At 71.0% G+C, this 21,827-nt stretch carries 19 protein-coding genes; 9 read left to right on the top strand and 10 right to left on the bottom strand.

Going from position 1 to position 21,827, the window contains the following annotated elements; translation table 11 throughout:
- Positions 1-14 precede the first annotated feature (14 nt).
- On the top strand, positions 15-656 hold the full coding sequence (locus BS75_RS05125) for a hypothetical protein (protein WP_197091901.1): 642 nt from the start codon (positions 15-17) through the stop codon (positions 654-656).
- A 20-nt stretch (positions 657-676) separates the two neighbouring features.
- Here BS75_RS05125 and BS75_RS05120 read toward each other — a convergent pair whose 3' ends face one another.
- Positions 677-1,270: a DinB family protein gene (locus BS75_RS05120; protein ID WP_034087339.1), complete on the bottom strand. Its 594-nt coding sequence runs from the start codon at positions 1,268-1,270 to the stop codon at positions 677-679.
- 597 nt (positions 1,271-1,867) lie between these two features.
- On the bottom strand, positions 1,868-2,320 hold the full coding sequence (locus BS75_RS05115) for an NUDIX hydrolase (RefSeq protein ID WP_034087338.1): 453 nt from the start codon (positions 2,318-2,320) through the stop codon (positions 1,868-1,870).
- A 344-nt stretch (positions 2,321-2,664) separates the two neighbouring features.
- Here BS75_RS05115 and BS75_RS05110 point away from each other — a divergent pair, with 344 nt between their 5' ends.
- The 3 genes from BS75_RS05110 (at position 2,665) to mltG (ending at position 7,116) form a co-directional block, all read left to right on the top strand.
- Complete coding sequence (locus tag BS75_RS05110) at positions 2,665-4,011, top strand: hypothetical protein (RefSeq protein ID WP_034087337.1); 1,347 nt, start codon at positions 2,665-2,667, stop codon at positions 4,009-4,011.
- A 31-nt stretch (positions 4,012-4,042) separates the two neighbouring features.
- On the top strand, positions 4,043-5,107 hold the full coding sequence (locus BS75_RS05105; protein ID WP_034087336.1) for a UDP-N-acetylmuramate dehydrogenase: 1,065 nt from the start codon (positions 4,043-4,045) through the stop codon (positions 5,105-5,107).
- 404 nt (positions 5,108-5,511) lie between these two features.
- Positions 5,512-7,116: an endolytic transglycosylase MltG gene (gene mltG, locus BS75_RS05100; RefSeq protein ID WP_152645764.1), complete on the top strand. Its 1,605-nt coding sequence runs from the start codon at positions 5,512-5,514 to the stop codon at positions 7,114-7,116.
- Positions 7,117-7,221: 105 nt separating this feature from the next.
- Here mltG and BS75_RS05095 read toward each other — a convergent pair whose 3' ends face one another.
- From BS75_RS05095 to BS75_RS05080, 4 genes are all read right to left on the bottom strand, one after another.
- Positions 7,222-8,067, bottom strand: a complete 846-nt coding sequence (locus BS75_RS05095) for a class II fructose-bisphosphate aldolase (RefSeq protein ID WP_034087335.1) — start codon at positions 8,065-8,067, stop codon at positions 7,222-7,224.
- Between the two features lie 4 nt (positions 8,068-8,071).
- Positions 8,072-9,028 (bottom strand): 1-phosphofructokinase family hexose kinase, encoded by a 957-nt coding sequence (locus BS75_RS05090; RefSeq protein WP_042437509.1) that lies wholly within the window; start codon positions 9,026-9,028, stop codon positions 8,072-8,074.
- A complete protein-coding gene (locus BS75_RS05085) occupies positions 9,025-9,906 on the bottom strand; it encodes an SIS domain-containing protein (protein ID WP_034087334.1) in 882 nt (293 codons plus the stop codon). The genes BS75_RS05090 and BS75_RS05085 overlap by 4 nt, the downstream gene beginning before the upstream one ends.
- A 154-nt stretch (positions 9,907-10,060) precedes the next feature.
- The gene (locus tag BS75_RS05080) at positions 10,061-11,626 is read right to left on the bottom strand and encodes a Na+/H+ antiporter (protein ID WP_034087333.1); all 1,566 of its coding nucleotides are present in this window, start codon (positions 11,624-11,626) and stop codon (positions 10,061-10,063) included.
- 436 nt (positions 11,627-12,062) lie between these two features.
- Between BS75_RS05080 and kdpF the strand changes: the two genes are divergently transcribed.
- Genes kdpF through kdpC form a run of 4 tightly spaced genes read left to right on the top strand, consistent with a single transcriptional unit; the run spans position 12,063 to position 16,607 of the window.
- Positions 12,063-12,152, top strand: coding sequence for a K(+)-transporting ATPase subunit F (gene kdpF / locus BS75_RS45520; RefSeq protein WP_034087332.1), 90 nt, complete (start codon positions 12,063-12,065; stop codon positions 12,150-12,152).
- The gene (gene kdpA / locus BS75_RS05070) at positions 12,152-13,816 is read left to right on the top strand and encodes a potassium-transporting ATPase subunit KdpA (protein ID WP_034087331.1); all 1,665 of its coding nucleotides are present in this window, start codon (positions 12,152-12,154) and stop codon (positions 13,814-13,816) included. Before kdpF ends, kdpA begins: the two co-directional genes overlap by 1 nt.
- Positions 13,816-15,951 carry a potassium-transporting ATPase subunit KdpB gene (kdpB, locus tag BS75_RS05065; RefSeq protein ID WP_034087330.1) on the top strand — a complete coding sequence of 712 codons (2,136 nt, stop codon included), beginning with the start codon at positions 13,816-13,818 and terminating at the stop codon, positions 15,949-15,951. Before kdpA ends, kdpB begins: the two co-directional genes overlap by 1 nt.
- 20 nt (positions 15,952-15,971) lie before the next feature.
- Complete coding sequence (gene kdpC / locus BS75_RS05060) at positions 15,972-16,607, top strand: potassium-transporting ATPase subunit KdpC (protein WP_042437507.1); 636 nt, start codon at positions 15,972-15,974, stop codon at positions 16,605-16,607.
- Positions 16,608-16,667: 60 nt separating this feature from the next.
- Here kdpC and BS75_RS05055 read toward each other — a convergent pair whose 3' ends face one another.
- Both BS75_RS05055 and BS75_RS05050 read right to left on the bottom strand, forming a co-directional pair.
- On the bottom strand, positions 16,668-17,648 hold the full coding sequence (locus BS75_RS05055; RefSeq protein ID WP_081982109.1) for a serine hydrolase: 981 nt from the start codon (positions 17,646-17,648) through the stop codon (positions 16,668-16,670).
- 141 nt (positions 17,649-17,789) lie between these two features.
- A complete protein-coding gene (locus tag BS75_RS05050) occupies positions 17,790-19,598 on the bottom strand; it encodes an ABC transporter ATP-binding protein (RefSeq protein ID WP_034087328.1) in 1,809 nt (602 codons plus the stop codon).
- Between the two features lie 174 nt (positions 19,599-19,772).
- Here BS75_RS05050 and BS75_RS05045 point away from each other — a divergent pair, with 174 nt between their 5' ends.
- Positions 19,773-20,009 carry a hypothetical protein gene (locus BS75_RS05045; protein WP_034087327.1) on the top strand — a complete coding sequence of 79 codons (237 nt, stop codon included), beginning with the start codon at positions 19,773-19,775 and terminating at the stop codon, positions 20,007-20,009.
- A 198-nt stretch (positions 20,010-20,207) separates the two neighbouring features.
- Here the strand turns inward: BS75_RS05045 and BS75_RS43915 are convergent, their stop codons facing one another.
- Together BS75_RS43915 and BS75_RS05035 are read right to left on the bottom strand one after the other, a co-directional pair.
- Positions 20,208-20,861 carry a copper chaperone PCu(A)C gene (locus BS75_RS43915; RefSeq protein WP_052069190.1) on the bottom strand — a complete coding sequence of 218 codons (654 nt, stop codon included), beginning with the start codon at positions 20,859-20,861 and terminating at the stop codon, positions 20,208-20,210.
- A gap of 35 nt (positions 20,862-20,896) precedes the next feature.
- A complete protein-coding gene (locus BS75_RS05035; RefSeq protein ID WP_034087326.1) occupies positions 20,897-21,631 on the bottom strand; it encodes a hypothetical protein in 735 nt (244 codons plus the stop codon).
- Positions 21,632-21,827 lie beyond the last annotated feature (196 nt).

Genomic DNA, 21,827 nt, shown 5'->3' with positions numbered 1-21,827 from the left:
AGCGGGGGCGGGGCATGTCGGACGGTCAGTCAGCATCCAACGACGGAACGTCGTCGGAGAAGTCGGCGGTGATGGAGTTCCTGACCGGAGTGGGCGGGGTGCTCACCGGAATCGCGGCCGTCATCACCGCCGTGGCGACGATCCTCGGGCTCAGCAACCACGGCAGCTCCGCCACGTCGGCCGCCGCCGGTCCGACCCCCGCGGTCACCGTCCCGGCGGCGCCGGTGGCGACCACGGCGGCGCCGAACACGCCGCCCGGCGCGAGCGCGACCACGAGCGCGACCGCCGCCGCGAACGGCGGCTTCCGGCTGCTCTGGGGCCCCGCCCCGTTCGTCGTCAGCAACGACGGCAGCGGCATCAGCAGCGTGCCGCCGACCAGCCAGGGCGGCAACCTCGACCTCTACGACGACGGCTCCGGCTTCGGCCAAATGGACGGCGCGCTGCTCGCCGTCTGGCACGGGGCGACCGCCCCGACCCCGGCGCAGTGCCTCAACCAGGTGCAGACCCAGTCGGCCGGTACGGAGGTCGTCGCCCCGGTGGGCACCACCGTCTGCGTCCAGTCCTCCTCCGGCCAGCTGGCGATCATCACCGTGACCGGCACCGACCCGAACTCGACCTCGGCCGAGACCACGACCACCATCTGGGCCAAGGACTGACCCGGGCGGGGCGCTCCGGGTCAACCCACCTCGGCCTGGGCCTCCTTGGCGGCCGCCTCCAGCCTGTCCCAGTACCCCTGGAACCAGGCCTCGTCGCCGCCGAACACATTGCTGTGGGACGCCCGCATGCCGACCTCGCCGTCGATCAGCTCGCGGACGATGTCGGCGTGACCGGCGTGACGGTTGGTCTCGGCCGTCACATGCAGCATGATCCGCTGGAGCGTCACGTCGCCCTGGTCGCCCCACCATTCGACGTGGCCGCCCGCGTCGAGCGGCAGTGTCTCGATCGTCGCGTCCGAGTGCGCCCAGGCGCGCCGGTAGAGGCCGACGACGGACTCGCGCGACTCGTCGGCGCCAGCCCACATGTCCGCGTTGGGCTCGGCGCCCTCCTCCTCCCAGGGGAGGTCTTCGCCGTGCGGGCGGCCGAAGGTCGGGCCGAAGTAACCGAGTTCGACGCCGGCGAGGTGCTTGACCAGGCCGAGGAGGTTGGTGCCGGTGGGCGTCAGGGGCCGACGGATGTCGTACTCGGACAGTCCGTCCAGCTTCCAGACCACGGCCTCGCGGGCCGCCCTCAGATAGCGGTGCAGGTCGTCCTTGGGATCATTGAGCTTCATGTGCCCGAGTCTCGCACCGGCCGGCGACAGCCGTCGCGCGGGATTTCCGGGCGCCCGGAGGACGGGGGAGGGGAGACGAGTGGCGTCAGCGGTGGCCGAGACCTTGGTCTCGACGACGACCAGGTCGGTGATCAGTAGGCTGCCCAGGACGATGACGTTGACAGCCTCCAGGACCTCGGCGTCGGCACCTTCGGTGCTGCAGCGGCGTCCAGCAGGGACGCCAAGCTGCGCGAGGTGTGCTGGTGGGCGCGGGTGACATCAGCAGCGGGGAACCTCCCGTACTGGTGGCTGCTGCCGCCGCGATCAGCATCGGCAGACCGCGGTCGAGCAGCCCGACGAACCCTCGGCGCCGTACGGTGGCGCGGATCGCGTGGCTGGTCAGCATCATGCCGGTCAGCTCACGCGTGCGGGACTTCTCGAACCACCATGCGGCGTAGTCCCCCTCGGCGGCGCTCCGCCAGGCCTCGGGGTCGTGCTGGTGGATCGAGCCGAGGAGTTGAAGTCTCGGGCGGTGGTGGGCGAGCCGTTCGAGCTGAGACGTCTTGCCCACGTTGTCGGGCCCGTTCAGGCTCAGGAACCATGGTGCTCCCGCCACGGTCACCACTCGCTGACCGATCGGATCGCGGCGGCGTTGGCGACGACGAACTCGGCCAGCTGTGGCGGCATCAGGTCGATCCCGCCCAGCGCGTCCCGGGTGAAGGGGATTCGGACGACGTCGTAGCCGCCGCGCTCGGGCTTGCTGAACTCGGTTCCGGTGCGGCGGTCCAGGTCCATGTCCTTCAACCGAGCCACGAAGATGTGCTGGACGCCGATGCCGCCGTCCAGTTCGTCGGTGATCAGGTGGACGAGCTGCGGGGTGTGCAGGGTGCCGCCGAGTTCCTCGGCCACCTCCCGGTGCAGGGCAGCCTCGACGCTGGCGTCCGTGGACTCGACCCCGCCACCGACCGTCACCCAGTACGGCCCGCGACCCGGCTTGGTGCGCCTCATCAGCACCAGCTCGTCGCCGTCCAGCAGAATCACGCGGGCACTTCGCTTGACGATCTCCGACATAGCGGTGGTCTCCTTGTGCTCTTCTGCGTTCCGCCGCGTAACTGGTCTGCGGCTGTCGCGCCTTGTTGTCGGGGGGATTCCCGTCGATGCATCAGCATGGACGGTGGCGATCCTTCGTAGCCTCAACGAGTGCCCCGGTCCTTCCGGGGAGCGTTCGTGGTCCAACGTGGTTGTCCTGGGAACAACTTCACACGGTCGGCCGAGCGTGCTGAAGCAGGCAGGCGGGTCAGCTTGGTCAGCTCGTGGTCAGAATGGTCAGCGTCGGCGGGACTTGGATGCTGACTGCGGTACGACGTGCCACCCTGGAGGGCAGGACAGTTCGGCAGGCGCGTGCGGGAGGTGCGATGAACGAGCCGTCGCCGCTCGGCGAGTACCTCGAACGGCTGGAGTGGTCGGCCGAACGTCTGGCGCGCGAGATCAACCGGATCTCCGGGCCCGGTACGACGACCGCCAAGGCTCCTTACGCGTGGATCAAGGGTGCCTGTCCGCGCGGCCGGTTACCGGAAACCGTCGCCTCGATCCTTTCGGGCCAGCTCGGCGAGCACATCACCGCCGAGATGCTCTGGCCGAAGCGCGTTCGGGGAACGCTGGTCCAACTCCCGCACCTGGAACTCGATCTCGCCTGGACCCAGCGCGGTGCCTGGCAGGCCGCCGGGCTTCTGAGTGAACACCTCACCGCACCGCCGCCTTTCCGGCCGCCGGTCCTTCCCGGCTCCTCACTCGTCGGCTCGGCCCTGGACTGGCTGACGGCTGACGACGATGAACCCCGCAGCCAGCAGGCCGGCAGGCAGATAGTCGGCCCGGAGGCCATACACGTGCTGCGCGACCGGACCGGCCAGCTCCGTCGCCTGGATGACACCCAGGGCGGCCCGTTGGTCCTGGAGTGGGTCACCCAGGACCTGCGCTGGGCTGCGGCTCTGGTGCGCAACGGTTCCTACGACCCGGAGACCGGCATCGAGCTGCATGGCGTCGTCGCCGAACTCGCCCAGCTGGCCGGTTGGCTCGCCTGCGACCAGGGGCATGCCGGGCTCGGACAGCGGTACTTCCTCGCCGGTCTGCACTTCGCCCACGCCGCCCGTGACTCCGCCCTGGGCGCGAACATTGTCTCCTGCCTCAGCTACCAGGCCACATGGTCCGGTGAGCACCAGGACGCCTTACGTCTGATCCGCGCAGCCCGCAAGGGAGCGGGCGGCCCGCACACCGGTCGCGTCCACGCCCTGCTCGCCACCCGCCAGGCGCGCGCCCATGCCCAGCTCCGGGACGCCGCAGCCTGTGCGAAGGCCCTGGACGAAGCCGCCTCCGCCTACGCCGAAGGCGGGGGAGCACCGGACCCGAGCTGGGCCTACTGGGTCAGTGAGGCTGTCCTCGCCGCCGACGCCGGCCGGGCCTGGCTGGAGCTCGAACGTCCGGACCGGGCAGAGCCCGAGCTGGTGCGCGGGCTGCAGCTCTTTGGCGACGCTCAGCCCCGAAACCGCATGCTCCACCACGCCTCCCTCGCCGAAGCCCGCCTCGCACTCGGTGACCTCGACGGTGCCGCCGACGCCGCCCACGGCGCGCTGAACCTCGGCGAACAGCTCGTGTCCGGTCGCGCCCACGCCCGGCTCCGCACCCTGCTGGCCGGCTTTGTCCGCATCGATTCACTCCTCGCGCGCGGGGTAGTCGAGCGAGCGAAGGCAGCCTTGGCGTCATAGGTTCGTACCGGTCGTCGAGAAGGAGAGGTTCGTGAACGTCCGTCACCAGGTCCCACTGGCCCCACTGACCACCCTGGGCATCGGCGGTAGCGCTGAAACCCTGGTGGAGTACAGGGACCCCGGGTCCTTCTTCGACGTGGTCCAACTCGTTCACGAGCACGGCGGTCAGCCGGTGGCCCTGGGCGGCGGCAGCAATGTGCTGGCCTCCGACGCCGGCTGCCGGGGACCGGTCATCCACATGACCACCTGCGGCATCACTTTGCGCGAGGCCCCGGACGGCGACGGCGTTCTGGTTACCGCCGAGGCCGGCCACCCACTCCAGGACCTCGTCGAGACCACCGTGGCCGAATGCCTCACCGGCATCGAGACCCTGGTGGGCATCCCCGGCACTGTCGGCGCCACCCCGGTGCAGAACGTCGGCGCCTACGGTCAGGAAGTCGGCGACACCCTGGTCGAGGTCGACGCCTGGGACTGGCAGCAGAACCGCGCCGTCACCTTGGACGCGGCGGCCTGCCGACTCGGCCACCGCACCAGCGTCTTCAAGCACACCGCACGCTGGACCCTGCTGCGGGTCACCCTCCGGCTCACGCGCTCCAAGCTCAGCCGGCCGATCGACTACCGCGCGGTCGCCGACCACCTCGGCGTCGCCCCGGGCACCCGAGTCCTGCTGGACGACGCCGCCCGGGCCGTACTGGCCGTCAGGCGGTCGAAAGGCATGGTTCTGGACCCCACCGACCCGGACAACCGCTCGGCGGGCAGCGTCTTCCTCAGCCCGCAGCTCGACCCGCCCCAGGCCGCCGCCCTGCGGGCCAGGGGCATCCCGCTCCATGACTTCTCCGACGGCACCACCCGCGTCAGCTCCAGCTGGCTCATCAAGGATGCCGGGTTCACCCTCGGCCAGCAGCTCGCCCCGGGCATCCGAATCTCCAGCAAGCAGTACACCCTCATCGCCGAAGGACCAGCCACCTCAGCCGCATTCGCCCAGGCCACCGAGGTGATCGCCACCCAGGTCCATCGTGAGACGGGAGTGCTCCTGCGCCCGGAACTCGACCTCCTCGGCAGCGAGTCGACCTATGAACGGCTCCAGATCCAGTAACGGGCCAGGCCGCACCGGTCCAACTGGTGCCGGCAGCGGGGGGGGGCACGGCTGGGGAGTGTCAGACCATGATCGCAACGAAAGACACCTGAGTACTCCAGTGCGAGTTCTCCCTATGTCCTGTTCGGCGGCCTGGTGGCGGTGGGTGCAGCCGGGTCGCTGCGGGGCCGGCGGCGGTTTCGCGGGGCGTCCGATCGGCGCGGCTCCAGGTGGCGCTCAGCGCCGCGGACTGTGGGCCGGGGAGGGGCTGATAGTGCCCAGCCAAGGGAGCTCTCCCACTCTCCTAGGGTAACGTTCCGGTCGCGACGCGCGGTTGGCACGTCGGTTCGAACGGCAGTGGGAAAGTCCCGTACGGCGGGAGGGGGCGCCCGGCCTCTGGTCGCCCGAGTCGTCCAAGGGGAATCATGACTGACCAGGGCTTGGGCTACGGCACCGAAGCATGGGGGCAGGGCCACCCGTATCAGGGCGGCCAGCAGCCTGGCAGTGATCCCTACGGGATGCCCGGTGGTGGCTACCCGCAGCAGCCGCAGCCGGGCTGGGGTGCGCCCCAGCAGGTGGTGGACCCGTATCAGGGCATCCCGGCACCGAGGGACCCCTACGCCACCGGCCAGTACCCGGTCCACCCCGTCCAGCAGCCGGTGCCGCAGCAGCCGGCCGAGCCGTCCGGGCCGGTGCTGGGACCCGACGGCATCGACTGGGTCGCCGCGGCTGCCGCACTTGACGCAGAGGCCGTGCAGGTCGAAGAGGTACCGGTCGAGGTCCCGTACGAGGAGGACCCGGCCGAGTCCTACGAGGAGTCGTACGAAGCCACCTACGAGGAGTCGTACGACGAGCAGGCCTACGAAGAGGACGAGGACGGCTACGCGCCCTTCCTGGCCGAGCCGGACGACAGCCGCAGCGGCCAGCGGCGCCGCAAGCAGAAGGGGAAGTCCCAGCGCAAGCGCAGCGGGGTGGCCTGTCTGGGCATGTCGCTGCTACTGGTCGGGTGCGTGGCCGGGGGCGGATACTTCGGCTACGGCTTCTACCAGAAGCACTGGGGTCCGCCGCCGGACTACCCGGGCGAGGGCGCCGGGCTGGTCACCGTGACCATTCCGGCCGGCGCCACCGGCGACGCCATGGGGCAGGTGCTCGCCGACGCCGGGGTGGTCAGGAGCAAGGGCGCGTTCGATGCCGCCTACGGCAAGAACTCCGACGCCGACAGCATCCAGCCCGGCATCTACACCCTGCCGATGCACATGTCCGCCGCCGATGCGATCGCCGATCTGATCAAGCAGAACGGTGGGCACTCGCTGATCATTCCGGAGGGCCTGCAGGCCTCGGCGATCTATCTGCGGATCGACTCCGGCCTGGGCCTGAAGGCCGGGACGACCGCTGCCGTCGCCAAGGCGGACGTCGGGCAACTGGGCCTGCCCTCCTATGCGAACGGCGACATCGAAGGCTTCCTGTGGCCCACCCGGTACTCCGTCGCCCCGGGGATGAAGCCCGAGGCGCTGCTCCAGCAGATGGTCTCCACCGCGGTGCAGGAGTTCTCGTCGCTGGACATGGACGCCGGGGCGAAGGGCGTCAACCTCCGGTCCGGCTACCAGGTCCTGATCGAGGCGAGCATCCTGCAGGCCGAGGGCAACAACCCGAAGGACTTCGGCAAGATCGCCCGGGTGCTCTACAACCGCCTCAACGGCACGGCGACCAACGGCGAGCTGGGCCTGGACTCGACCATCGAGTACTACCTGAAGACCGATCACTTCGGGTACGCCCAGCGGCTGCAGAGCGACGACGGCTACAACACCTACATCAACAAGGGCCTGCCGCCGGGGCCGATCGGCAACCCGGGCGAGGAGGCCATCCAGGCGGTGCTCAACCCGACGCCCGGCGCCTGGAACTACTTCATCGCGATGAGTCCGATCGACACCCAGTTCGCGATCACCGGGGCCGACTTCGCGAAGTTGGACCAGCAGTACTGCACCAAGCACGGCGAGGGCTTCGACCCCGTCCACGTGGTCTGCACCTGACGGAGCGACAGCGAGGTACAGCGAGCGAGGGCGAGGGTCGGCCCGGGCCCCGAGGTCCGCGCCGGCCCGCGCCCTCCCCGGGGACCGCGGACTGCTGGCTACTGGCTACTGCCGGCCCTCCGCGCCGAGGACGGCGAGCAGGCGGGCCACCTCGGCGGCGACCGCGTCGCGGGCCGGTGCGAGCCAGCGGCGGGGGTCGACCAGGGCCGGGTCGGCGGCCAGGGACGCGCGGACGGCGTCGGTGAACAGCCGGTTGAGGTGGGTGGCGATGTTCACCTTCCGCATCCCGGCGGCGACCGCCGCCGCCAGGGTCCCGTCCGGGACACCGGAGGAGCCGTGCAGCACCAACGGGACCGGGACGGCGGCGTGCAGCTCGGCGATCAGCGGCAGGTCGAGTGCGGCCTCACGGACCGTCATGGCGTGGGAGGAGCCGACCGCGACGGCCAGGGCGTCCACGCCGGTCTCGGCGACGAACGCGGCGGCCTCGGCCGGATCGGTGCGCACCCCGGGTGTGTGCGCCCCGTCCTTGCCGCCGATCTCGCCGAGCTCGGCCTCCACCAGGATGCCGCGCTCGTGGCACCAGGCGGTGACCTCGGCGGTGCTGCGCACGTTCTCCGCCCAGGGCAGCGTCGAGCCGTCGTACATCACCGAGGCGAAGCCGCAGTCGGCGGCCTCGCGGATCAGGTCGAAGCGGGTGGCGTGGTCCAGGTGCAGCGCGGCCGGGGCCTGCGAGCGGACGGCCTGCTCGCGCACGGCGGCGGCGATCGGGGCCAGCCCGCCCTGGTAGCGCACGGCGTTCTCGCTGATCTGCAGGATCACCGGGGCCTTGGCCTGCTCCGCGCCGGCCAGGATGGCCTGGGCGTGCTCCAGCAGGATGACGTTGAACGAGCCCGCGGCGAAGCCGCCGTCCTCGGCGGAGCGGAGTATGTGGGCGGTGGGGATGAGCGGCACTGCGTCAGGTCTCCTCGGGGCGGGGCACGGAGCGGCCGGGTGTCGGATCGGGGCGGGTCAGTTCGGCGTACAGGTCCGGGTCGTACTCGCCGGCCAGCGGGGCGGCGACGGCCGCCGCCGCCAGCGCGGCGGCGTCGGCCGTCGCCTCGGGCCAGGGGCGGCCGGCGACCAGCGCGCCGACCAGGGCGGCGCTCGCGGCATCGCCCGCGCCGGTGGCGTTGCCGCGCACCCGCCGGGGCGCGGGGGTGTGCCAGGCGAAGCCCTCGGCGGTGCTGCCGAACAGGCCGTCGGCCCCGGCGGTGACCACGGCCACCCCGGCGCCGAGCTCGCAGAGCAGCTTCGCGGCGTCCGCCGGGTCGGCCGCGCCGGTCGCCCGCTCGGCCTCGTCGACATTGGGCTTGACCAGGGCAGGGCCGCAGCCGGGGCCGACGGCGAGCCCGGCCCGGAGGGCCTCGCCGTCGGCGTCCAGCAGGGCCGGGACACCGCACTCGGCCGCGCGGCGGAGCAGCACCGCGTACGCGTCCGTCGGGACGCCCGGCGGCAGGCTGCCGGCCAGCACGACCGCGTCGGCGCCGCTGATCGCGGCCGGGAAGTCCCGGTCGACGAAGCGGGTCCACTCGTCGGCGGTGACCTGCGGCCCCGGCTCCCACAGGCCGGTGACCTCGTCGGCCTCCTCGGCGACCACGGCGACGGTGCGCCGGGTGGTGCCCTGGAGCCAGGTCAGCCGGTGCGGCAGCCCGCTGCGGTCCAGGTCGGCCCGCAGCTGGGTGCCGGTGACCCCGCCGACCAGCCCGGACACCAGTACCTGCTGCCCGAGCGCGGCCAGCACCCGGGCCACGTTGACGCCCTTGCCGCCGGCCCGCTCGCTGATGGACGCGATCCGGTTGGTCGCCCCGGGCCGCAGCCGGCCGAGCCGGTAGGTCACGTCCAGCGCGGCGTTGAGGGTGACGGTGACGATCACGAGAGGACGACCGAGCGGGTCAGGTGCTGCGGGTTGTCGACGTCCCGGCCGAGGCGGGCGGCCAGGGCGACGCCCAGCCGCTGGATCCGGACCAGCTCGGCGACCGGGTCCAGCACGCCCTGCTCCAGGTGCGCGCCGGTGGCCGCGACCTGCTCGGCCAGCCCTTCCGGCAGCTCGCCGAGGCTCCAGACCACGCGGCCGGGGCGGGCGATGCTGATCGGCCCGTGCCGGTACTCCATCGCAGGGTAGGACTCGGTCCACCAGGCGGCGGTCTCCCGGACCTTGAGCGCGGCCTCGCGGGCCACGCCGTAGGACCAGCCCCGGCCGAGGAAGCTGATCTGCTCGGCGTCCAGCAGCACGTCCGGCAGCGGCTCGGCGATCGCCTTGGCGCCGTCGGCGAAGACGCCGCTGACGTCCTCGCCCAGGTGGGCCCGGAGCAGCAGCAGCTGGGTGGTGGGGAAGCGGGTCTGGACGACCGACTGCTCGTCGGCGAAGTCAAGCACCACCAGCTCGTCGGCGAGGCCGGCGACCGGGGTGGCCGGGTCGGCGGTGATCGCGGTGGTGGCGGTCCGACCGCGCACGGCGGCGAGCAGTTCCAGCACCTCGGTGGTGGTGCCGGAGCGGGTGAGCGCGAGCACCCGGTCGTAGTCGCGGCCGGGCAGCGGGGCCTCGGAGGCGGCGAAGGCGTCGGTCGCGCCGTGTCCGGCGGACTCCCGCAGCGAGGCGTAGGCCTGCGCCATGAACCAGGAGGTCCCGCAGCCGACGACGGCGACCCGCTCGCCGGGCCGGGGGAGCAGCGGGGCGAACTCCGGCAGCCGGTCCAGGGCCTGCTGCCAGCAGTCGGGCTGGGAAGCGATCTCTTCTGCGGTCCGGGACACCGGCATGCTCCTCGTGGTTGAAGACCGTCTGATTGAAACTGCTCATTAGCATCATGCTTCGAGCAAAACTGAGCATACCGTGGCGCTGGACATACAGGAATACCCCGCCCGGCAGGAAGCCGGACGGGGTACGCGGGGGACGGCGGAGCGCGGGTCAGTCCTCGCGGAGGCCGGACTCCTCCAGGTCGAGCGCGCGCTGCAGCCGCCGCCGGGTGCCGTCGTTGATCTGCCGGTCCTCGTAGAGCCGGAGCAGCTCCGCCGACTCCGCCGCGATCAGCGACTGCCGCAGCTCCCGGTAGGCCACCACCAGCGAGTCGCCGGGGCCGCCGCCCTCGGCCAACTGCGCGTCGGCGTGGTCCATCCGGGCCCGCAGGCCGCGGCGCAGCTGCTCCACCACCACCTCCGGCGCGGCGTCCAGTGCGGCCAGCTCCTCCAGCCGGTCCAGGCCGGCCCGGGCCAGCCGGTCCTGGGCCCGGGCCTCCTGACGGGCCGTGTACTCCGGTTCCAGGGCGATGCCGGAGCGCCGCACCACCGGGGCCAGGGTGAAGCCCTGGAGCACCAGGGTCAGCACCACCACCCCGGTGGTCAGCACCAGCACCAGCGCCCGGTGCGGCAGCGGCAGCCCGTTGTCGCCGACCAGCGGGATCGACAGCGCCGCCGCCAGCGGCATCACGCCCCGGGTGCCGGCCCAGGACAGCACCGCCGGCACCCGCCAGGACACCGGGCCGTCCTGCCGCCGGCGCTGCATCGCCGCCGACATCGGGAAGATCCAGAGCATCCGCAGGGTGATCACGGTGGCCGCCACCGCCAGTACGCCCAGCGGCCAGAACGTTTCGTCACCGCTCAGGTCGCGGATCAGCGAGGGCAGTTCCAGGCCGACGACCGCGAAGACCACGCTCTCCAGCAGGAACACCACGGTCTGGTAGACCGCGTGCACCTGGAGCCGGATCGCGGCGTTGGTGAGCCGGTGCCCGGTGCTGCCCATGATCACCCCGGCGACCACCACCGAGGTCACTCCGGAGGTGTGCAGGTCCTCCGCGACCACATAGGCGGCGTACGGGGTGACCAGCGCGATCACCGTCTCCAGCACCGGATCCTCGGTGCGCCGGCGGATCTGCGAGACCACCCAGGCCACCAGCGCCCCCACGGCCGCGCCGCCGCCGGCCAGCAGCACGAACTGGCCGGCCGCCCTGGGCACCGACACCGCTCCCAGTGAGACCGCCGTGCCCACCGCGACCTTGAACAGCACCAGGCTGGTCGCGTCGTTGAACAGGCTCTCCGCCTGCACCATCACCTGGATCCGCGGCGGCAGCGCCAGCCGTCGGCCCAGCGCGGTCACCGCCACCGGGTCGGTGCTGGCCAGCACCGCGCCCAGGACGAAGGCCATCGGTCCGGACAGCGGGGTGAGCGCCCCGGCGACCATGCCCACCGCCGCCGCGGAGGCCAGCACCAGGCCGAACGCCAGCACCGTCACCGGACGCCAGACCCGGCGCAGCTCCTGGAAGGAGATCTCCTCGGCGGAGGCGTAGAGCAGCGGCGGCAGCACCCCGACGCTGATCACCTGCGGCGGAACGTGGATGGCCGGCACGAACGGCAGCGCGCCTATGAGCACCCCGGCGACCACCAGCACCGAGGGCGCGGGGAGGCTCCAGTGCCGGGCGCCGGTGGCGACCAGCGTCGCCAGCGCCACCAGCAGGAGGACCACGGTCAGGCTGCTCATGGGGGACGGGCTCCGGTTCCGGTCGCAAAGTCACGGGCAAAGTCGCAAAAGAGGCTTGTGCCACTCTGCCGACCAGACTTCCCGGCGCACCGTCGAACACTCTCGACTACCTGAATCCAACCGGACCGGGGTCCGGGCGTCAAGGCTGTGTCAACGCTGAGGCCGCAGGCGCAAGAGGCGCGTTAACGAGCGCAGTACCCCCGGATGACGTGCGGTTTCCTAACCATGCCGGTTGGACCGGCGCCGACCGGGAGTCCTCCCGACCGGCAGGAACCACTCGATAGCCGGGGTGTAACCCTCATGCTCGACGTGCTCTTCGTCGGGGTGACGATCCTTGTGTTCGCCGTCCTCGCCCTGATCGTCAAGGGAGTGGAGAAGCTGTGAAGAAGCTTTCCCGCTCCGCCCACGTCCCCACCGCTGCCACGGAGGTAGTGCGATGAGCGCCGACAACATCGTGGGCCTGGTCGTGTCCGTCGTTCTGGTCGGCTACCTGATCGTCGCCCTGATCCTCCCGGAGAAGTTCTAGTGAACGGTTTCCTTGCGGGCCTGCTGCAGGCCCTCGCCCTGGTCGGGGCGCTCGCCCTGTCCTACCGTCCACTGGGCGACTTCATCGCGCACACCCTCACCACGACGAAGCACCTGCGCGTCGAGCGCGGCATCTACAAGCTGATCGGCGTCGACGGCGACTCCGAGCAGACCTGGTCCTCCTATCTACGCAGCGTCCTCGCCTTCTCGGCGATATCGGTGCTCTTCCTCTACGCCTTCCAGCGCCTCCAGGCGCACCTCTGGCTCTCGCTGGGCTTCCCCAACGTGACCCCGGCGATGGCGTGGAACACCGCAGCGTCGTTCGTCACCAACACCAACTGGCAGTCGTACTCGGGTGAGTCGACCATGGGCCACCTGGTGCAGATGGGCGGCCTGGCGGTACAGAACTTCCTGTCCGCCGCGGTCGGCATCGCCGTGGTCGCCGCGCTGATCCGGGGCTTCACCCGGAACCAGACCGACCGGCTCGGCAACTTCTGGGTCGACCTGACCCGGATCGTCCTGCGGGTGCTGCTGCCGATCTCGATCGTCTTCGCGCTGGTCCTGGTGGCCGGCGGCGTCGTGGAGAACCTCCACGTCGCCCACGTCTACAACACCCTGGCCGGCAGCACCCAGTCGATCCCGGGCGGACCGGTGGCCTCGCAGGAGGTCATCAAGGAACTGGGCACCAACGGCGGCGGCTTCTACAACGCCAACTCCGCGCACCCCTTCGAGAACCCCAACCCCTTCACCAACCTGCTGGAGATCTACCTCCTGCTGGTGATCTCGTTCTCGCTCTGCCGCACCTTCGGCAAGATGGTCGGCAGCCACAAGCAGGGCTACACCATCCTCTCGGTGATGGGTCTGTACTGGGCCGCCTCCGCCGCGCTGATCACCTTCTTCGAGAACCAGCACTCCGGAATCGCCGCCCACATCGCCGGCGCCGCCATGGAGGGCAAGGAAGTCCGCTTCGGCATCCCCGGCTCCTCGCTGTTCGCCGCGTCCACGACGCTGACGTCCACCGGTGCCGTCAACTCGATGCACGACTCCTTCACGCCGCTCGGCGGCGGCATGGACATCCTCAACATGATGTTCGGCGAAATCGCCCCCGGCGGCACCGGATCGGGCCTCTACGGCATCCTGATCCTCGCCGTGGTCACGGTCTTCGTGGCCGGTCTCATGGTCGGCCGCACCCCGGAGTACCTGGGCAAGAAGCTCGGCGCCCGGGAGATGAAGTTCGCCTCCCTCTACATCCTGACCACCCCGGCGATCGTGCTGGTCTTCACCGGTCTGGCGATGTCGCTCAAGGCCGGCACCGGTGGGGGGATGCTGAACACCGGTCCGCACGGCTTCTCCGAGGTGCTCTACGCCTTCACCTCGGCCGCGAACAACAACGGCTCGGCCTTCGGCGGTATCACCGTCACCAGTGAGCACTGGCAGACCGCCCTCGGCCTGGCCATGCTCTTCGGCCGCTTCCTGCCGATGATCTTCGTGCTGGCCCTGGCCGGCTCGCTGGCCAAGCAGAAGCCGGTGCCCGAGACCGTCGGCACCCTCAAGACCCACACCCCGCTCTTCGTCGGGATGCTCTCCGGCGTGATCCTGATCGTCGTCGGGCTCACCTACTTCCCGGCCCTGGCACTGGGCCCGCTCGCGGAAGGCCTCCACTGATGTCCACCACCCTCCAGAGCCCGGAAGCCGGGCCGGACACCCAGCTGCCCGCGGGCGAAGGCGAACACCGGCTGTCGGCCGGCCTGCTCGACCCCAAGCAGCTGCTCACCTCCTTCCCCGACGCGGTCAAGAAGCTCGACCCCCGGGTGATGATCAAGAGCCCGGTCATGTTCGTGGTCGAGATCGGCTCCGTCCTCACCACCATCTCCGCCTGCGAGAAGCCCAGCGTCTTCGCCTGGGTGATCACCGTCTGGCTGTGGCTGACGGTCGTCTTCGCCAACCTGGCCGAGGCCGTCGCCGAGGGCCGCGGCAAGGCCCAGGCCGACACCCTGCGCCGGACCAAGACCGACACCGTGGCCCGCCGCGTCGTCGGCAAGTGGGCCCCCGGCATGGTCGACGTCCCGGAGGAGGAGGTCGGCGCGGCCGACCTCCAGCTCGGTGACTACGTCATCGTCGAGGCCGGACAGGTGATCCCCGGTGACGGCGACGTGGTCGAGGGCGTCGCGTCCGTGGACGAGTCGGCCATCACCGGCGAGTCGGCCCCGGTCATCCGCGAGTCCGGCGGCGACCGCTCGGCGGTCACCGGCGGCACCAAGGTCCTCTCCGACCGGGTGGTCGTGAAGATCACCTCGGAGCCCGGCAAGACCTTCATCGACCGCATGATCGCCCTGGTCGAGGGCGCCTCCCGGCAGAAGACGCCGAACGAGATCGCGCTGAACATCCTGCTCGCCTCGCTCACCATCGTCTTCCTGCTGGCCGTGGTCACCCTCCAGCCGATGGCCCGCTACGCCCACGACGAGCAGTCGATCGTGGTCATGGTGTCGCTGCTGGTGGCGCTGATCCCGACCACCATCGGGGCGCTGCTCTCGGCGATCGGCATCGCCGGCATGGACCGGCTGGTCCAGCGCAACGTGCTGGCGATGTCGGGCCGCGCGGTCGAGGCCGCCGGCGACGTCTCCACCCTGCTGCTCGACAAGACCGGCACCATCACCTTCGGCAACCGCCAGGCCGCCGAGTTCCTCACCGTCGGCGACGTCGAGCAGGACGCCCTGGCCGACGCGGCGCAGCTGTCCAGCCTCGCCGACGAGACCCCCGAGGGCCGCTCCATCGTCGTCCTGGCGAAGGAGAAGTACGGACTGCGCGAGCGCGCCCAGGGCGAGCTCGGCCACGCCACCTGGATCGAGTTCACCGCCCAGACCCGGATGTCGGGTGTGGACCTGGACGAGACCACCGGAGTCCACAGCATCCGCAAGGGCGCTGCCGGATCGGTCGCCAACTGGGTCCGCGACAACGGCGGGGTCAGCGACAACGACCTGGACATCCAGGTCGAGCGGATCTCCAACCGCGGCGGCACCCCGCTCGTCGTCGCCGAGAAGCGCGGCAGCGCGCCCGCCCGGGTGCTCGGCGTGATCTACCTGAAGGACGTCGTCAAGCCCGGCATCAAGCAGCGCTTCGAGGACCTCCGCGCCATGGGCATCAAGACCGTCATGATCACGGGTGACAACCCGCTGACGGCCGCGGCCATCGCCGAGGAGGCGGGAGTCGACGACTTCCTCGCCGAGGCGACGCCCGAGGACAAGATGGCCCTGATCAAGAAGGAGCAGGAGGGCGGCAAGCTGGTCGCGATGACCGGCGACGGCACCAACGACGCCCCCGCGCTCGCCCAGGCCGACGTCGGCGTGGCCATGAACACCGGTACCTCGGCCGCCAAGGAGGCCGGGAACATGGTGGACCTGGACTCCAACCCGACCAAGCTGATCGAGATCGTCGAGATCGGCAAGCAGCTCCTGATCACCCGCGGTGCGCTGACCACCTTCTCCATCGCCAACGACGTGGCCAAGTACTTCGCGATCATCCCGGCCATGTTCGCCAGCGTCTACCCGGGCCTGAGCCACCTCAACATCATGGACCTGCACAGCGCCCGGTCGGCGATCGCCTCGGCGATCATCTTCAACGCGCTGATCATCATCGGGCTGATCCCGCTCGCCCTGCGCGGCGTGCGCTACAAGCCCTCCTCGGCCCAGTCGCTGCTCCGCCGCAACCTGGGGATCTACGGGGTCGGCGGCCTGATCCTGCCCTTCGTCGGGATCAAGGCCATCGACCTGATCGTCCAGTTCGTCCCCGGTCTGCACTGAGAGAAGTGGTGTGACACATCATGGCTAAGCCCCTTCCCACCTCGGTGCGGAACCATCTGACCGGCCTTCGGATCCTGGTGCTCTTCACCGTGGTCTGCGGACTCGCCTACCCGCTGCTGATCACCGGGATCTCCCAGGTCGCCTTCTCCAGTCAGGCCAACGGCTCGCTGGTGAAGAACGCCCAGGGCCAGGTCGTCGGCTCCTCGCTGATCGGCCAGAGCTTCGAGATCGTCAGCAAGGACGGCAAGTCCGCCAGCCCGGACCCGAAGTACTTCCAGTCCCGTCCCTCGGCGGCCGGCACCGGAATCCTCGGCTACGACCCGACCGCCTCGGCCGGCACCAACCTCGGCACCAACTCCGAGGTGCTGGTGAGCGACTACACGGCGCTGAAGAAGTCCGTCGCGGCCTTCAACGGCGTCTCCGAGAGCCAGGTCCCGCCGGACGCGATCACGTCCTCGGGCTCCGGCCTGGACCCGGACATCAGCCCCCAGTACGCCGACATCCAGGTCGACCGGGTGGCCAAGGCCCGCGGTCTGAGCGACTCCGCCGTCCAGGCGCTGGTGAAGAAGTACACCCAGGGCCGCGACGCCGGAATCCTCGGGATGCCGCGTGTCGACGTCCTCAACCTCAACCTGGCGCTCGACGAGCTGAAGTGACGCCGGCCTGAGGCCGGAACCACGGGGCCCGGGACCACCTTCGGGTGGTCCCGGGCCCCGTCAGCGTGCGCCGCCCACGTCCTGGTGGACGACCTCGGCGACCCGCTCGATGGTCTCCACGCCGTAGTCCATCGTCCCGTTCTCGTCGGTCAGCACCACCATCCGGTAGTCCCGGCCGCCGCCGGTGAAGATGCCCAGGCTGTGCACCCGCCAGCCCCGGGTCGCCCGCGGCAGCCAGCCGTTCTTGTTGTGCACCGACACCCCGTCCGGCGCCCCGTGCGGCGTGCCCCAGCGCTGGGACGGGGTCACCCCGGCCATCAGCCGCAGCCCGTACGCCCGCCAGTGCGCGTCCAGCACGTCCTGGCGGTCCGTCAGCACGTCCAGCATCCGCATCTCGTCGGTCGCGGTGATCTGGGTCAGCCCCCACAGGTCGCTCGGTCCTGGCTCGGTGCTGTCCATCCCGCTCATGGCCAGGAAGCGGTCGATCCGGGCCCGGCCCAGCCCCAGCCAGAGGCTGGTGGCGGCGTCGTTGTCGGAGTACGTGATCATCGAGTGCAGCGCGCCGGCCTCGTGCCGGGTCAGGCTCCGGTGCTGCTCCTGGGCCCGGCGCAGCACCGCGCCCATGATGGTCGCCTTGATCGCGCTCGCCGAGTCGAAGTGCCGGCCGGCGTGGACGGCGCAGGTGAGGCCGGTGTTCGCGTCCCGGACGGTCAGGCTGACCGCGTCGTCGCGGTCCCGGATCGCGTCGGCGATGTCCTGGGAGAGGTGGGCAGCGAGCGCGGCGTGGGCTGCCGGGGCGGAGCAGAGCTGCTGATCGGGGGTGAGCGCGGGGCCGGCGGCGGTCGCCTGACCGGACGTCAGCGGGACCAGTACGGCCAGGGCCGCACAGCTGAGGAAGCCGCCCAGCGCCCGGCGTGCCCGGCGGCCGCGGTCGGAGCGGCCCGGCCCGGTCGGCGTGACCGCGCCGTAGGCCGAGGCAGGACGGGGAATTGCGGCACCGGGGACCGCTGGGGCTGCTGGGGCGGTGGAGCGGGGTGACATCGTTCAGGTCCTTCGGATCGGCGGGACAGCCTGCGCCGGGGAGCTGACGCTCCCTCAGCGGTCGACTACGTCCCCCCGCGCGCGCGGGGCGTACCGCGCCCGCCGGACAACCACACTGATGCGCGCCTCCCACTGCTCCGGTCAGGTCTCCGCCATCACTCCGTCGCGCGACACCAGCGCCGCGTAGTGCCCGTCCAGGGCGAGCAGCTGCTCGTGGGTGCCGAGCTCCACGACCCGGCCCGCGTCCAGCACGGCGATCTGGTCGGCGCCGCGCACGGTGGACAGCCGGTGGGCGATGGTCACCGTGGTCCGGCCCTTGGACAGGTGGTCGATCGCGGTCTGCACGGCCAGCTCGGTCTGGGTGTCCAGGGCACTGGTCGCCTCGTCCAGGACCAGCACCGGCGGGTCGCGGAGGATGGTCCTGGCGATGGCCAGCCGCTGCTTCTCGCCGCCGGAGAAGCGGTAGCCGCGCTCGCCGACCACGGTGTCGTAGCCCTCGGGCAGCCCGGCGATGTGGTCGTGGATCTGCGCGGCCCGGGCGGCGTCGTGCAGTTCCGCGTCGGTGGCGTCAGGACGGGCGAAGCGCAGGTTCTCCGCGACCGAGGCGTGGAACAGGTAGGTCTCCTGGGAGACCACCCCGACCGCGTCCGCCAGCGCCTCGAAGCCCAGGTCGCGGACGTCCATGCCGTCGATGGTGACCCGGCCCGAGGTGACGTCGTACAGCCGCGGCACCAGGTAGCTGAGGGTGGTCTTGCCGGAGCCGGTCTCGCCGACGATCGCCAGGCTGGTGCCGGCCGGCACGGTCAGGTCGATGTCGGTCAGCGTCGGCTCGGGCTGCGCCGGGTCGTATCGGAAGCCGACGCCCTCGAAGCGCAGCTCGCCGCGCACCCGCTCGGCGGGGACGATCGGGTCGGTCCGCTCGGTGATGTCCGGGACCAGGTCCAGGTACTCGAAGATCCGCTGGAACAGCGCCAGTGAGACCTGTACCGCGACCCCGGTCTGGAGCAGCTGCACCGCCGGGCGGAACAGGCTCTGCTGCAGGGTGGTGAAGGCGACCAGGGTGCCGATGGAGACCTCGGCGCCCCGGTGCCCGCTGAAGCCGGCGGTCCAGTAGATGACGGCGGGCATGGCGGACATGACGATCTGGATGGTGGACTGCCGCCAGCGCCCGGCCATGTCGGCGCGGACCTCCAGGTCGGCCAGCCCGTCGGACTCGCGGGCGAAGTCGGTGGTCAGTGCGCGGGAGCGGCCCATGGTGCGGCCCAGCAGGATGCCGCTGACGGAGAGCGACTCCTGCATGATCGTGGAGATCGCGGCCAGCTGCTTCTGCCGCTGGGTCGCGATCTTGCGGCGCTCGTTGCCGACCCGGCGGCTGATCCAGACGAAGAACGGGAGCAGCGCCAGCGAGACGACGGTCAGCTTCCAGTCCAGCGCGACCATGGCGACGATGGTCGCGACGACCGTGGTCAGGTTGGAGACCAGCGAGGTCGCGGTGGAGGTGACGGTGGACTGCATCCCGCCGATGTCGTTGGCTATCCGGGACTGGACCTCACCGGTGCGGGTGCGGGTGAAGAAGGCCAGCGGCATCCGCTGGAGGTGGGCGTAGACGCCGGTGCGCAGGTCGTGCATGACCCGCTGGCCGACGCTGGTGCTGATGTAGGTCTGCAGCACGTTGAAGACGGAGTTGGCGACGGCCACGGCGACCATGCCGAGCGCCAGCAGGGTCAGCAGGCCGGTGCGGCCGTGCGGGATGGCGTCGTCGAGGATCGCCCGCAGCAGGAACGGCGAGGCGACGGAGACCAGCGACGACAGCCCGACGAACAGGCCGACGGTGAGGAGCTTGCCCCGGTAGGGGCGGAACAGCCGCATGATCCGGCGCAGCTGGGCGGGGGGTACGGGCTCGCCCTCATTACGGGCGGGTGGAGTCCAGTCGGGTCCTTGGGGTCTCACGGGCGGCTCCGGGGGAGTGGGGGAGCGGATCGGGTCTGCAGGGCAGGCGTGGCTGCCCGGTCTGCACAACCGACTCTAGCTCACAATTATTCCATCTAATAATGAGCAAGGCTCTCTATTATTGCGGGCGCGCGCCGCGCCGATCCTGCCGCGCCCGCCCCGTACGATCCTGCCGTGTCCGACGATCAGCAGTTCCCCGACGACCTCGTCCGGCTCCAGCGCGAGGTCCTCGCCGCGCAACGGGCCCGGCACGACTACGCGCAGCACCCCGACCGGGACCCCGCCGAGCTACACCGTCTCATGGCCGCCGAAATGCGCGCGACCCTCCGGCTCGACAACCATCCGGCCATGCCCGCGGTCCAGGCCGAGGGCCGGGCGGAGGCGCTGCGGCGGGCGGCGGACGCGGAGTAGGGCCCGCCCGGCGGCCTGTCCCCGGCCGGCGGCCGGCGCGCGGCCCCGGGCCAGGGGCCGTCCTGCAGGTGTCCCCCTGGGACGGCGCCATCGAGGGCACAGCCCAGCCCTCCGGGCCCATGCCGGCCCTGCCGTCCTGCACCTGGAACCCACTGCGGGACGCGGTCCGGGGCTGGAGCAGCCGGGATGGACGGTCGGCTACCCCTGCCCCGGGGTGCTCAGCGGAGGGAGCCGGCCCATGTACTTCATCGCGTCCATGACCTGCTGCACCGTCAACGGGGTCTTCGGGCCGACCGGGGCGTAGGAGTAGACGGTGCCGGAGGTGGCGAAGTTGAGGTCCAGCTCGATGGGGTCGCCCGGCACCGGGGTGCGGGTCAGGCCGTTCAGGGCGATGGCGTAGCCGCCGGGCTTCAGTAACACCGTGCCGTGGGCCGGGATGGTGATCCACGGCAGCGCGGTGGGGGAGGAGCCCTCGGTCAGCGTGACCGACGAGGCCCACGGGCTGTCCACGCTGACCAGCCGGTCGGCGGAGCCGCCGTTGTTCTTGATGGTCAGATAGGCGTGGTCGGCGCTGCCGCTCGGCAGCGCCAGGTACGCGCCGACCATGCCCAGCTTCGGCGGCGCGGCGGCCGGGGCCGCCGCCGCCGAGTCCGGGGCGTTGCGGCCCCAGACCATCAGCACCACCGCGAGGACGACCAGGACCGGGGCCTGGAGCAGCAGCATCCGCCGCGCCCCGGTCAGCCCGCCGCGACGCTCGGCGGCCGCCTCCAGGGCCGCCGCCTCCCGCTCCAACTCGGCCAGCTCGGCATCGTCCGGCTGCGCCTCGGGGCCTTCGGCCCGGTCGTCCTCCACGCTGGTGACCGCCTCTTGTACCTAGTAGCCCGGGCCTAGTAGCCCGAGGGCCAGCTGAAGTTCTGGAAGGGGGTGTTCTTGCCGACGTCGAGCTGGATGTTCTCGTACTTGCTGAGCTTGATGTCCGCCGGGTCGCCGGTGTAGATCTTGCCGTTGACGTAGGTGGTGACGCTGCCCTTGTCGGGGCCGACCTGCGAGGTGCTCAGCGGCTGCTTCCACACGTCGAAGAAGTTGCCGAGGGTGTAGACGTGGTTGTTCGGCGACTCGATGTGGATGATGCCGGTCTCGTCGTGGGTGTGCAGGTAGAAGTACTTGCTGCCACCGCTGACGAAGGCGCTGCCGGAGGAGGTGTCCAGCTGGTACGGCGGGACGATGCCGACGCCGTAGGGGATGGTCTTCTGGACGCCGTTGACGAAGATCGTCAGGTGGGCGTGGATGTGGTAGTTGAGATTCTCCATCTCGTTGCTGCCGACCACGCCGTCGACCGTGCCGCCGGTGGACTGCGCCGACGTGGTGGCGAGCAGCGCGGTGCTGTGGTCGATGGAGGGGTCGCTGGCGGCCGCCTTGGCGGCGACGGTGCTCGCGTGAGAGTTCGCGCGCACGATGACCCAGGTGCCGCCGCCGGCGATGACGGCGACCGCGACCACGCCGCCGACTATGGAGATGAGCCGGGTCCGCTTCTGGCGCGCGGCCTCGGCCTGCCGCTGGGCGGCGATCTTCTCCTGCGCTATTCGGCGCCGGTCGGCGTTGGAGGGCTTCTTCTGTGTCATCGGTCCTCAGTAGCTTCGGTCAGCCTGGACAGGCTGCGCATCCTCGCGCCGGTCACGTTGGTGGGCGGCGACTAAGCGTCCTGCAAGTGTGCCGGGGAGGGGGAGGGGCAGCTTGTCGGATTGTATGGAGATGTCCGGAATGAAATGATCACAGATTGGTAACAGCCTTGCTGGGAAGGTTTCCTGTGAATCCTGT

The organism is Streptacidiphilus albus JL83 (assembly GCF_000744705.1).
Lineage (GTDB): Bacteria > Actinomycetota > Actinomycetes > Streptomycetales > Streptomycetaceae > Streptacidiphilus > Streptacidiphilus albus.
The sequence above is the reverse complement of the archived record's forward strand: the minus strand, read 5'-3'. Positions and strand labels throughout refer to the sequence as shown.

Excerpts from the sequence above, each read along its gene's own strand:
- kdpC (WP_042437507.1), top strand. The coding sequence starts at position 15,972 with ATGGCTAAGCCCCTTCCCACCTCGGTGCGGAACCATCTGACCGGCCTT.
- BS75_RS05120 (WP_034087339.1), bottom strand. The coding sequence starts at position 1,270 with ATGAAGCTCAATGATCCCAAGGACGACCTGCACCGCTATCTGAGGGCG.
- BS75_RS05115 (WP_034087338.1), bottom strand. The coding sequence starts at position 2,320 with ATGTCGGAGATCGTCAAGCGAAGTGCCCGCGTGATTCTGCTGGACGGC.
- kdpB (WP_034087330.1), top strand. The coding sequence starts at position 13,816 with ATGTCCACCACCCTCCAGAGCCCGGAAGCCGGGCCGGACACCCAGCTG.
- BS75_RS05110 (WP_034087337.1), top strand. The coding sequence starts at position 2,665 with ATGAACGAGCCGTCGCCGCTCGGCGAGTACCTCGAACGGCTGGAGTGG.
- BS75_RS05035 (WP_034087326.1), bottom strand. The coding sequence starts at position 21,631 with ATGACACAGAAGAAGCCCTCCAACGCCGACCGGCGCCGAATAGCGCAG.
- mltG (WP_152645764.1), top strand. The coding sequence starts at position 5,512 with ATGACTGACCAGGGCTTGGGCTACGGCACCGAAGCATGGGGGCAGGGC.
- kdpF (WP_034087332.1), top strand. The coding sequence starts at position 12,063 with ATGAGCGCCGACAACATCGTGGGCCTGGTCGTGTCCGTCGTTCTGGTC.
- BS75_RS05125 (WP_197091901.1), top strand. The coding sequence starts at position 15 with ATGTCGGACGGTCAGTCAGCATCCAACGACGGAACGTCGTCGGAGAAG.
- BS75_RS05080 (WP_034087333.1), bottom strand. The coding sequence starts at position 11,626 with ATGAGCAGCCTGACCGTGGTCCTCCTGCTGGTGGCGCTGGCGACGCTG.
- BS75_RS05055 (WP_081982109.1), bottom strand. The coding sequence starts at position 17,648 with ATGTCACCCCGCTCCACCGCCCCAGCAGCCCCAGCGGTCCCCGGTGCC.